The sequence below is a fragment of the Saccharopolyspora montiporae genome, assembly GCF_015209505.1.
In the GTDB taxonomy this organism is placed as follows: Bacteria; Actinomycetota; Actinomycetes; order Mycobacteriales; family Pseudonocardiaceae; genus Saccharopolyspora; species Saccharopolyspora montiporae.
In genome coordinates, this window is sequence record NZ_JADEYC010000009.1 from 193,293 (window position 1) to 203,481 (window position 10,189).

The window sequence follows — 10,189 nt, forward strand, 5'->3', positions numbered from 1 at the left end:
CCGGGATGCCCGCGGCCCGGGTCCGGCACCCGTAAAGGACCGATGATTCCGAGATGACCAAGACAAGTCGGGGTTTGGCCGGCTTGATCGGCTTCCTGCTGGTGTGGGAGCTGTTCAGCCGGTCCGGGGCAGTGCGCGAGCAGTACCTGCCCCCTGCGTCCACCGTGCTGGCCGAACTGTTCGGGCTGCTCGGTGATTCCTCCTTCGTGCTGGAGGTTGTGGCCACCGTGCTGGCCTGGGCGATCGCGCTGGGGATCTCCATCCTCATCGCCGTGCCGCTCGGGCTGCTGCTGGGCAGCGTGCGCGGAGTGCGCGTGGCGACCCGCGCGCTCGTGGAGTTCCTGCGCCCGATCCCGTCGGTGGCGCTGATCCCGCTCGCGCTGCTGCTGATCGGCGCCGGGCCGGAGACCAAGATCGTGCTGGCCGTGTACGCCGCGGTGTGGCCGATCCTGTTCAACACCATCTACGCGCTGGACGAGATCGACCCGGTGATGATCGACACCGCGCGTTCGTTCGGGCTCAGCCGCGCGCGGACCATGTTCACCGTGGCGCTGCCCAACGCGGCGCCGTTCGTGCTCACCGGCGTGCGCATGTCCGCGGCCACCGCGCTGATCCTGGTGGTGAGCACCGAATTCATCGCCGGCGGCGGCGTCGGCATCGGCAACTTCGTGCTCGACGCCAGCACCGGAGCCGGCCGGATGGACCTCGTGCTGGCCGGAACGCTGGTCGCCGGGATCATCGGCTGGCTGATCAACGAGGCCCTGGAGCAGCTGCACCGGCGCGGACTGCGCTGGAGCACCGTCGGCACGGAGGACGCATGAGCAAGACCCGCGGATCCCTGCACAGCGCCGCGGTCCTGGTCTCGGCTCTGGTGTTCTGGGAACTGGCCGCGCGCCTGGCGGGCAGCGCGTTCTTCCCGCCGCCCACCGAGATCGCGCAGACAGCGGGCGAGAACTGGTTCAGCGGACCGGCTTCCGCACTGTTCCTCAGCGACCTCGTCTTCGACGACCTGCTGACCAGCTTCGGGCGCATCCTCGCCGGGTGGTTCCTGGCGATCGTGCTCGGCGTCGCGCTGGGCGTGCTGCTGGGCCGGTCACGCACCGCGCTGGACTACTTCGGCCCGCTGATGGCGTTCATGCGCGCGGTCCCGGCACCGGTGCTGATCCCGGTCTTCCTGGTGCTGTTGGGGATCGGGCCGCAGATGCAGATCACGGTGATCGTGTTCGGGGTCGTGTGGCCGATCCTGCTGAACACCATCGACGGGGCCCGCTCGGTGGACCAGGTCAAGATCGACACCGCGCGGTCCTTCGGGATCACCCGCGGGCAGTGGATCTTCGGCGTGGTGCTGCCCGCCGCGACGCCGAAGATCTTCGCCGGACTGCGGGTGAGCCTGTCGCTGACCCTGGTCCTCATGGTGGTGTCCGAACTGGTCGGCTCCACCGACGGCATCGGCTACCGGCTGATGTACGACCAGCGGCAGTTCGACCTGCCCGCGATGTGGACCGGCATCGTGCTGCTGGGAATCCTGGGATACGTGCTGAACTCGCTGCTGCTCGCGGTCGAGCGCCGGGTGCTGAGCTGGCAGCCTTCGCAGGCGTCGCCTGCCGAAGCGGGAGGGAAGAACCGATGAGCGAGACCATGCTGTCCGTGGCCGGGCTCGGGCACCGCTACGGCGGCGCGAACGGGCACCTGGCCATCGCCGACCTGTCCTTCGACGTGCGGGCGGGTGAGCTGGCCTGCATCGTCGGACCGTCCGGCTGCGGGAAATCCACGCTGCTGCGCGCGATTTCCGGGCTGATCACCGCCTCCGACGGTGAAGTCCGGCTGCGGGGCGAACTCGTGCGCGGCGTGCCGAGCGATCTCGCCGTGGTGTTCCAGGACTACAGCCGCTCGCTGTTCCCCTGGTTGTCCGTGCGGTCCAATGTGGAGTTCCCCCTGCGTTCGCGCGGACTGGGCAAGGCCGAACGCCGCGAGCGCTCGGACGAGGTGCTGGAGTGGGTCGGCCTCGGCGATGCCGCGGCCAAGTACCCGTGGCAGCTGTCCGGTGGCATGCAGCAGCGGGTGTCCATCGCCCGGGCCCTGGCCTGCCGCCCCGCCCTGCTGCTCATGGACGAGCCGTTCGCCTCGGTGGACGCGCAGACCCGGTTCGAGCTGGAAGACCTGCTGCTGGGCGCGCGCAAGCAGTTCGGCAGCACCGTCCTGCTGGTCACGCACGACATCGACGAGAGCATCTACCTCGCCGACCGGGTGTTCGTGCTGTCCCGCTCGCCCGCGTCGATCGTGCGCGACCTGCCCGTGGACCTGGGCGCCGAGCGCGACCAGATCGCCACCCGGCAGTCCGCCGACTTCGTGCAGCTGCGCAGCGAGGTCGCCCAGCTGCTGGACGTGCGCACCGCCGCGCGGACCTGATCGGCGGGCGGGCCCGACGGCACCGCCGGGCCCGCACCGCACACCGGTGCCGTTACGCTGCCGCCATGTCCGATTACGTGCAGGTCGTGACCACGACCGACTCCGAGGAGTCCGCCGCAGCGCTGGCGCGCAGCATCGTCACCGCGCACCTGGGCGCCTGCGCGCAGGTCGTCCCGATCCGCAGCTTCTACGTCTGGGACGGCGCCGCGCAGGACGATCCCGAGTGGCAGCTGCAGGTCAAGACGTCCGCGGCCCGGGCCGAGGCACTCGTGCAGCATATCGAGGCCGAGCACCCCTACGACGTGCCGGAGGCGATCGTGCTGCCGATCACCGGTGGCAGCCCGGAATACCTGTCCTGGGTGGACACCGAGACCCGCGACTGAACCCCGGTGCTCGCGCGGCGGGGCATCCGTCGCGGTGCTCCGCCTCAGTACAGGTACCGCTGCTGGTCGTCGACCCGGACGTGCAGCAGCGACGGGCCCGCGCGGCCCGCGAAATCCTCGGCCAGCGCCCGATCCAGCTCCTCCGGGGTGCGCACCGGCCGGGACGGGCAGCCCAGCGAGGCGGCCAGCGCGGCGTGGTCGATCCCGCCCAGCTCGACCCCGGGCAGTTTCGCCCCGCCCGCGGCCTCGCCGAGCACCGCCACCGCCGCGTAGCGCGAGTTGTCCAGGATCACGAACGTCACCGGCGCCTGCTCGCGCACCGCGGTCCACACCGCCTGGATGCCGTACATGCTGGCGCCGTCGCCGAGCACGGCCACCGTGCGCCGCTGCGGATCGGCCATGGCCACGCCCACGGCGGCGCCGATGCCGTAGCCCAGCGCCCCGGAGAATCCGGTGAAGAACCCGCCGTCGCGCGAGGTGATCGGCAAGTGCTCGTGCAAGTCGTTGCGGTGGCTGGGGGTTTCCTCCACGACGGCCGCATCGTCCGGCAGCGTCCGGGAGATCGCGTCGAACACGTAGGCCGCGGTGAGCGGGGTCCGCGGCTCCGGCCTGCCGGGGCGCGCGTACCCGCGGGGCAGCGCCCGGCCGGCCGGGGCGACCCGTTGCTCGACCTGGCGCACCGCGTGCCCGAGCGTGCCGAGCACCCCGCGCCCGCGGCGGGCCCGCGCGAGCACGTCGGGGTCATCGCTGACCACGAACACGTCCCCCTCGTCCGTTGTGGACGGATCGGCTTCGCCGCGGTGCACGTGGTAGGTGAAAGCCGGTGCGCCCCAGACGATGACGAGATCGTAGTCGGCAAGCTCCGCGGTCAGCGCACGCTGCTCCGGCTGCAGGAAACCCGCGAACTGCGGGTGGTCCTCCGGGAACGAGCAGCGCGGTGACATCGGCGCCACCCACACCGCGGCGCCGGACTTCTCGACCAGCCGCACCATGTCGTCGACCACGCCGTCCGCGTCCACCGCCGGCCCCACCACGAATGCCGGGCGGGTGCAGTCGCGCAGCGCCGCGACGAGCTCGTCCACGGCCGCCGGGTCCGGGGCGAACGTCGAATGCGACCGGCGCGCGGGCACGTCCACGCCCGGCTCGTTCCAGTCGTCGGCCGGCACCGACACGAAGACCGGCCCGTACGGCGGAGTCGTGGCCAGCTGGTGCGCGCGCACCAGCGCGGCGGGCACGTCGGCGGCGCGGGCCGGTTCGTAGCTCCACTTCACGTAGGGCCGGGGGAACTCGGCCGCGTCGGTGGCACCGAGGAACGGTTCGCCGAACATGAGGCTGCGCGTCTGCTGGCCCGCGGTGATCACCATCGGCGTGCGGTTGCGGTAGGCGGTGAAGATCGCGCCGAGCGCGTGCCCGACCCCGCCGGCCGAGTGCAGGTTGACCAGCACGGGTTCCCGCCGGGACTGCGCGTAGCCGTCGGCCATGGACACCACGGCCGACTCCTGCAGCCCCAGCACGTAGCGGAAGTCGTCCGGCCAGTCGGTCAGGAACGGCACCTCGGTCGTGCCCGGGTTGCCGAACACCGTGGTCAGCCCCAGTTCCCGGAGCAGATCTCTGGTGATGTCCCGGACGGTGCGTTCCGGACTGCTCATCGCGCTCTCCCTCACCCGGCGTGCGTGGTTCGGGTGCCCGGCGGCGGCCGGTCCGGCGGAGCTCCCGCCGAGGCGCGGCACGGGCGCGCAACCCCGCTGACCACCGAGGTCACCCGGGACACGGAATCACACGCGCTGCGGGCCGGGCCAGATCGCGTTGGTCACGCGCCGCACCTCACACGCCTTCCGGCGTGTTGAAGCACACGCTCAGCGGCGGCCGGGCGAACACGTAGTAGCCGTCCGCGGCGTCGCACAGCGTCTCGTCCGCTTCCTCGGTGATGTCCGAGACCCGGTCCACCGGGCCGGTGGTGTCGCAGTCCTCCTTGAGCGGGAGCCGTTCCTCGCTGCTGGTGAACGGGGTCAGGCAGTCGCCGACCTCGACGTCGAGCACCAGGCAGTAGGTGCTGCCGTCGTCGACGTTGTTCCAGAAGTCCGGGCAGGAGTTGGGGTTCTCGCCCTCCCGCACGTCCACGACCTCGTAGTCGGACTCGGCGGTGCCGCATTCGGCCAGCGAGGTGTGCCCGCCGCGCTCGCTGGCCAGCGACACGCAGTCGCCCACCGCGATCTCCTCGTCGGACGGCAGGAAGAGCAGCACCACCAGCACCACGCCGCCGACGAGCAGCAACGCCCCGCCCGCCACCAGCGCGGCGATCAGCCCGGTGCGCGGCTTCTTCGGCGGCATCCCGCCGCCCGGGGGCGCGACCTGGCGCCAGAAGTCCTGCGATCCCGACTGCGGCGGCTGGCCGTACGGTCCGCTGCCCTGCGGGTACGGGCCCTGCGGGAACCCGCCTTGCGGGTATGGGCCCTGCGGATGCTGGCCGTACGGGCCGGACGGCTGACCCCAGCCCGGCGTCCCCCCGTGCTGCCCCGGCTGCGGTGGGTAGTTCACGCGTGCCCCGCTCTCCTCGCTGCTCCCCTGGCGGCGAACCGCCGCACCGCGCGACCACCGGGCGGCAGCCCGGGATCGGCGATCTTCACCTTCCGGGCAACCTATCCGGTCAAGCAGCGGCCCCGGGGCCCAACCACCGACACCACAGCGGTGACCTCCCGAACACCCGAGCCCACACCCCCGGCACCCTGCAAGAACCCGCTCGTGGCCACCCCGGCCGGGCGGGGCTCGAACCGCGGCGCCGCCGGTGAACCCGGACACATCGACCGTCCGCTGCGACCGTGCCGCCGGGCCTCGCGGCACCAGGCGGGAAGTACGCTGGTCGGTGTCGCGTGACATGCGAAAACGGATCGTGGCGCACGAGCCGGGTGCGTCACGGGACGGGTAGCCATTCGCCGGAGGTATGTGTGTCCTGCTTGATCGTGCAGTCGGACAAGACGCTGCTGCTGGAGGTCGAACACGAGCAGGCCGAGCAGGCGCGGACCGCCATCGCGCCGTTCGCCGAGCTGGAACGCGCCCCCGAGCACGTGCACACCTACCGGATCACGCCGCTGGCGCTGTGGAACGCCCGCGCCGCCGGGCACGACGCCGAGCAGGTCGTGGACGCGCTCGTCTCGCACTCCCGCTACCCCGTGCCGCAGCCGCTGCTCGTCGACATCGCCGAGACCATGGGCCGGTTCGGGCGGCTGCAGCTGTCCAACCACCCCGCGCACGGGCTGGTGCTCACCGCGCTGGACCGCGCGGTGCTCGAAGAGGTGCTGCGGCACAAGAAGATCATCCCGATGGTGGGCGCGCGGATCGACGAGGACACCGTCGTCGTGCACCCCAGCGAACGCGGCCGGCTCAAGCAGCAGCTGCTCAAGATCGGCTGGCCCGCCGAGGATCTGGCCGGCTACGTGGACGGCGAGGCGCACGCGATCGCGCTGGAGCAAGACGACTGGGAGCTGCGCGACTACCAGCGGCAGGCCGTGCAGTCGTTCTGGGCCGGCGGCTCCGGTGTCGTGGTGCTGCCCTGCGGCGCGGGCAAGACGCTGGTCGGCGCGGCCGCGATGGCCGAGGCGCAGGCGACCACGCTGATCCTGGTCACCAACACCGTCGCGGGTCGGCAGTGGAAGCGGGAGCTGATCGAGCGCACCTCGCTGACCGAGGAGGAGATCGGCGAGTACTCCGGGGAGAAGAAGGAGATCCGCCCGGTCACCATCGCGACTTACCAGGTGATCACCCGCAAGTCCAAGGGGGAGTACAAGCACCTGGAGCTGTTCGACTCCCGCGACTGGGGCCTGGTCGTCTACGACGAGGTGCACCTGCTGCCCGCCCCGGTGTTCCGGATGACCGCCGACCTGCAGTCCCGCCGCCGGCTCGGGCTCACCGCCACGCTGGTGCGCGAGGACGGCCGAGAGGGCGACGTGTTCTCGCTGATCGGCCCGAAGCGCTACGACGCGCCGTGGAAGGACATCGAGTCGCAGGGCTGGATCGCCCCGGCCGAGTGCACCGAGGTGCGGGTGACGCTCACCGACGAGGAACGGCTGCGCTACGCGACGGCCGAAGCCGAGGAGCGCTACAAGGTGTGCTCGACGGCCCGCACCAAGGTTCCCGTCGTGCGGACGGTGCTGGACCGGCACCCCGGGGAGTCCGCGCTGGTCATCGGCGCCTACCTGGATCAGCTGCACGAGCTCGGCGAGGCGCTGGACGCGCCGATCGTGGAGGGGTCGACGAAGAACAAGGAGCGCGAGGCGCTGTTCGACGCGTTCCGGCGCGGCGAGATCACCCGGCTCGTCGTGTCCAAGGTCGCCAACTTCTCCATCGACCTGCCGGAAGCCTCGGTGGCCGTGCAGCTGTCCGGCACGTTCGGTTCTCGACAGGAGGAAGCGCAGCGGCTCGGCCGGTTGCTGCGGCCCAAGGCCGAGGGCCGGCAGGCGCACTTCTACTCGGTGGTCTCCCGGGACACGCTGGACACCGACTACGCCGCGCACCGGCAGCGCTTCCTCGCCGAGCAGGGCTACGCCTATCGCATCGTGGACGCCGACGACCTGCTCGGACCCGGCGTGCCCGAGGTGAGCTGACCCCTCCCCCTGCTCGGCGGCCTCACACGACCGGGTGAAAGACTCGCTCCGCCGTCAGCCGCGGGTCCCCGCGTCGGCTCCGCCGCGGACGATCCTGCGCAGCCCCCTCGCGGATCACCCGTGCTGCGGTACCGTTCCGGTGCCGCACTCGGGGGGAGTGCCGGACGTCGGGAGCACCGAGCGGAGACCGCGGGTGGCTGTGCGGCGTGCGGGTGTCGGCGAAGGGCACTGGAGAGCGGATGACCACCGAGCACGAACGCTCCGCGATGGGTGGCGCACACCGGTTCGTCGGACTCGCGGAGAACCTGGAACGGCACGCCGGTGCGCCCACCGGGGCTGAACCGCCCAACATCCGGGGCGAGAACCGCGGCTACGGCCTGGTGTTCTTCCACCTCGCCCAGTACCACCTGTCCACGGTGATCAGCAGCGGACTGCGCTTCCAGCCGCTGGGCGCCGAACCGGCCCAGGAACTGGCCTGCACCGTCTACAAGGAGCAGGCCGAGGCCGCGCGGCACCTGGTCGACGTCACCGCCGAACTGATGGTGGAGCAGCGCACGTTCCTCGTGCCGGACCAGATCGTGCCGAACGAGCAGCCGCTGCTGGCCGGCACCGAGATCCACGGCGTGCTGGCCAGCGGCCATCCGCTGTTCCCACCGGAGTTCACCCGGTTCACCGATCCCGGCGGCGTGGAGCAGCTGCAGGTGTTCACCCTGCTGCCGGTGACGCTGGGCGAGCTCAACTACATCCTGGACAACGGGGTGACCGCGCTGCGCCGGCAGTGGGCGCGGTTCGAGATCGACGTGTTCGACCTGGGCCGCCCCAGCGTGGCCTGAACCGGCCCCCGAAAGGACCCCGTCGCATGACCTCGCGCAGCCGGTTCGCCGACCTGACCGACCTGGACGCGGTGCGGGTGTACGCGCTGCCGATGCGCAACCGCTTCCGCGGGGTGCAGGTGCGCCGCGGCGTGCTGCTGCGCGGACCGTCCGGCTGGGGCGAGTTCTGCCCGTTCGAGGACTACGCGGACGAGCAGGCGGTGCCGTGGCTGGCCACCGCGCTGGAGGCGTGCACCGGCAGCTGGCCGGATCCGGTGCGCGGCAGCATCCCGGTGAACTGCACGGTTCCCGCGGTGGATCCGGGCACGGCGGCGCGGATCGCGGCCGATTCCGGGTGCCGCACCGCCAAGGTCAAGGTCGCCGAACCCGGCCAGGACCCGGGCCGGGACGTGGAGCGGGTCGCCGCGGTGCGCGATGCGCTCGGCCCGGGCGGGGCGATCCGGGTGGACGCCAACGGGGCCTGGGACACCGGGACCGCCGTGGCCCGGATCCGCGAACTCGACCGCGCCGCAGGCGGTCTGGAGTACGTGGAACAGCCGTGCCCGTCGGTGGACGAGCTCGCCGCCGTCCGCAAGCAGGTCGAGGTGCGCATCGCCGCCGACGAATCCATCCGCCGCGCCGAGGACCCGCTGCGCGTCGCCGTGGCCGGAGCCGCCGACGTGGCGGTGATCAAGGCGTCCCCGCTCGGCGGGGTCCGGCGCGCGTTGCAGGTCGCCGAGGCCAGCGGGCTGCCGTGCGTGGTGTCCTCCGCGGTGGAGAGCAGCGTCGGGCTCGCGGCGCAGCTGGCGCTGGCCGCCGCGCTGCCCGAGCTCCCGTTCGCCTGCGGGCTGGGCACGATCGCCCTGCTGGACGGCGACGTCGTCCCGGACCCGCTGCTGCCCGCGGGCGGCGAGATCGCCGTCCCGCAGCGCGCGCCCGACCCGGATCCCGCGCGGGTAGCTGCGGCGACCCCGACCGCCGAGGTGCAGCGCTGGTGGCTGGACCGGCTGGGCCGCGTGCACGCACTGCTGACCGGCTGACCTCGCGCGGTCCGGTGCGAACGGCCGGCCCGCACCGGATCCGCGCGGGTTCAGCCGCGGCCGGACTTGCGCTTGCGCAGCAGGCGGATCACGACGAACGCGCCGATGAGCGCGGCCGCCGCCGGGGCCACGCGCTTGAGCACCGGGGCGCCCGCGGTGTCCAGCAGGTCGATGGCCTCGCCGGAGGACGTGGCGCCGCCGGCGACCACCGCGTCCGCGCGGCGGGCCGGTTCCTCGTGCGCGTTCGCGGACCGGGCCGACTCCTCGGCGGGCTTGGCCGGGCCCGTCACCCGCCAGTCCGACCGCTGCTGCGGGGCCTGCACCCCGGTCTTGGCCGCGGAGCCGTCCGAGCCCTGCGCGTCGTCCGCGGCGGGCTTGTCCCCGTTCTGCTCCGGGCCGCCGGACGTGCCGGTGGACGTCCCGGTTTCCTCGGACGTCCCGTCCGCCGAAGACCCCGCGTTCGCGGACGATTCGGCCTCGCCGCCGCCGGTGAGCCGGTCGGCGAGGCACTCGGCGAACTGGCCGAGGATCTTGCCACCGACCTCGGAGATCAGCCCGCGGCCCAGCTGCGCGGGCTTGCCGGTGACCTTGAGATCGGTGTCCACGGTGACCTGGGTCTGCTCGCCCTCGTCGGTCAGCGAGGCGGTCACGGTCGCCGCGGCGGTGCCGTTGCCGCGCGAATCCTTGCCGCTGGCGTCGATGACCACCTTGCGCGACTGCTCGTCCGTTTCGGAGAACACGCCGGTCCCCTTGTACAGCAAGGTCACCGGGCCCAGCTTGACCTTGACCGAACCGGCGAACTCGTTGCCCTCGGCCTTGGTGAGCGTGGCGCCGGGCATGCACGGAGCGACCCGCTCGGGGTCGAGCAGCGCCTGCCACGCCACGTCGACCGGTACCGGAACGGTGAAGTGGTGCTGCATCTGCACTGGAGCGTCCTCCTGGTT

Annotated in this window: 10 protein-coding genes; 7 read left to right on the plus strand and 3 right to left on the minus strand. The window is 72.3% G+C overall.

The features are described from left to right. Window positions 1-53: 53 nt before the first annotated feature. The 4 genes from IQ251_RS06280 to cutA all read left to right on the plus strand — a co-directional run bounded on the left by IQ251_RS06280 (window position 54) and on the right by cutA (window position 2,792). Window positions 54-821: an ABC transporter permease gene (locus tag IQ251_RS06280; protein ID WP_193927492.1), complete on the plus strand. Its 768-nt coding sequence runs from the start codon at window positions 54-56 to the stop codon at window positions 819-821. Next, window positions 818-1,630 carry an ABC transporter permease gene (locus tag IQ251_RS06285; protein WP_193927493.1) on the plus strand — a complete coding sequence of 271 codons (813 nt, stop codon included), beginning with the start codon at window positions 818-820 and terminating at the stop codon, window positions 1,628-1,630. Before IQ251_RS06280 ends, IQ251_RS06285 begins: the two co-directional genes overlap by 4 nt. After that, a complete protein-coding gene (locus tag IQ251_RS06290; protein WP_193927494.1) occupies window positions 1,627-2,409 on the plus strand; it encodes an ABC transporter ATP-binding protein in 783 nt (260 codons plus the stop codon). Before IQ251_RS06285 ends, IQ251_RS06290 begins: the two co-directional genes overlap by 4 nt. A gap of 65 nt (window positions 2,410-2,474) precedes the next feature. Next, window positions 2,475-2,792 (plus strand): divalent-cation tolerance protein CutA, encoded by a 318-nt coding sequence (gene cutA, locus IQ251_RS06295; protein WP_193927495.1) that lies wholly within the window; start codon window positions 2,475-2,477, stop codon window positions 2,790-2,792. 44 nt (window positions 2,793-2,836) lie between these two features. Here cutA and mdlC read toward each other — a convergent pair whose 3' ends face one another. Both mdlC and IQ251_RS06305 read right to left on the minus strand, forming a co-directional pair. Continuing rightward, window positions 2,837-4,441, minus strand: coding sequence for a benzoylformate decarboxylase (gene mdlC / locus IQ251_RS06300; RefSeq protein WP_193927496.1), 1,605 nt, complete (start codon window positions 4,439-4,441; stop codon window positions 2,837-2,839). Between the two features lie 175 nt (window positions 4,442-4,616). Then, on the minus strand, window positions 4,617-5,330 hold the full coding sequence (locus IQ251_RS06305) for a hypothetical protein (protein WP_193927497.1): 714 nt from the start codon (window positions 5,328-5,330) through the stop codon (window positions 4,617-4,619). 416 nt (window positions 5,331-5,746) lie between these two features. Between IQ251_RS06305 and IQ251_RS06310 the strand changes: the two genes are divergently transcribed. The 3 genes from IQ251_RS06310 to IQ251_RS06320 all read left to right on the plus strand — a co-directional run bounded on the left by IQ251_RS06310 (window position 5,747) and on the right by IQ251_RS06320 (window position 9,245). After that, window positions 5,747-7,393 carry a DNA repair helicase XPB gene (locus IQ251_RS06310; RefSeq protein ID WP_228046200.1) on the plus strand — a complete coding sequence of 549 codons (1,647 nt, stop codon included), beginning with the start codon at window positions 5,747-5,749 and terminating at the stop codon, window positions 7,391-7,393. A gap of 239 nt (window positions 7,394-7,632) precedes the next feature. Then, window positions 7,633-8,226: a suppressor of fused domain protein gene (locus IQ251_RS06315; protein WP_193927499.1), complete on the plus strand. Its 594-nt coding sequence runs from the start codon at window positions 7,633-7,635 to the stop codon at window positions 8,224-8,226. 26 nt (window positions 8,227-8,252) lie between these two features. Beyond that, window positions 8,253-9,245, plus strand: coding sequence for an o-succinylbenzoate synthase (locus tag IQ251_RS06320; protein ID WP_193927500.1), 993 nt, complete (start codon window positions 8,253-8,255; stop codon window positions 9,243-9,245). Window positions 9,246-9,295: 50 nt separating this feature from the next. Here the strand turns inward: IQ251_RS06320 and IQ251_RS06325 are convergent, their stop codons facing one another. Then, window positions 9,296-10,171: an SRPBCC family protein gene (locus tag IQ251_RS06325; RefSeq protein ID WP_193927501.1), complete on the minus strand. Its 876-nt coding sequence runs from the start codon at window positions 10,169-10,171 to the stop codon at window positions 9,296-9,298. Between the last annotated feature and the right edge of the window lie 18 nt (window positions 10,172-10,189).